This is a genomic window from Pseudomonas sp. EL_65y_Pfl2_R96, assembly GCF_963970905.1.
Taxonomy (GTDB): domain Bacteria; phylum Pseudomonadota; class Gammaproteobacteria; order Pseudomonadales; family Pseudomonadaceae; genus Aquipseudomonas.
The window spans coordinates 1-585 of sequence record NZ_CAXAQH010000161.1; the positions used below are offsets into that span (position 1 = coordinate 1).

A 585-nucleotide genomic window follows, 5' to 3' on the forward strand; every position below is an offset into this window, starting at 1 on the left:
CGTCGGCCTGCGCTGTGGTCAGCCCGTCATGGCCGCAATCAAGCTCAATCGATACTGCGTCGGCGCTGCGCGTCCAAAACGGCGCGGTGGGGGAGCCGGGGGCGGGGGCGTGCATCCTGCCACTATCCGTCGGCGGTGGGCGCGCGGTAGCTTCGGAAACTACGCACGCGCCCGGTGGTGAATCGTGCCGCTGTCAGAGTTTGCCGGCACCCGCATTGGCGATAACGGTGCCGATCAGACCGGTGGTCGGCTTGAGCACATAGCTGTAATTGGCGGCGGGCGACCAGGTGCTGGCGGTAACGGCAGCGTTGGAGGCGCGCAGCGGGGTGGTGACATCGACGGTAACGCCGTTCAACTGCGTGCCCGAATCGGCAAAGGTCGACGCGCAATCGTCGGCGGTATAGCCCGTGGTGATGCACCCGCTGGTGCGCGCGGCGCTGACCGAAATGCCCCACAGATTGCTGACGGTCCCCGCAGTTCCCGGCGTGATGATGGCGTTGTTTTCGGCAATGATCTTGCCGCTTTGCCCGACGGTCCAGGCCACCAGGAAGGGTTAGTCGGCGGTTTGATCGAGCGATACCTCAA

The 585-nt window shown here is 65.3% G+C and carries 1 protein-coding gene; it reads right to left on the bottom strand.

Annotated features, from left to right (window positions below):
* Nucleotides 1–193: 193 nt before the first annotated feature.
* The gene (locus AACY49_RS30000) at nt 194–544 is read right to left on the bottom strand and encodes a hypothetical protein (protein ID WP_339527845.1); all 351 of its coding nucleotides are present in this window, start codon (nt 542–544) and stop codon (nt 194–196) included.
* Between the last annotated feature and the right edge of the window lie 41 nt (nt 545–585).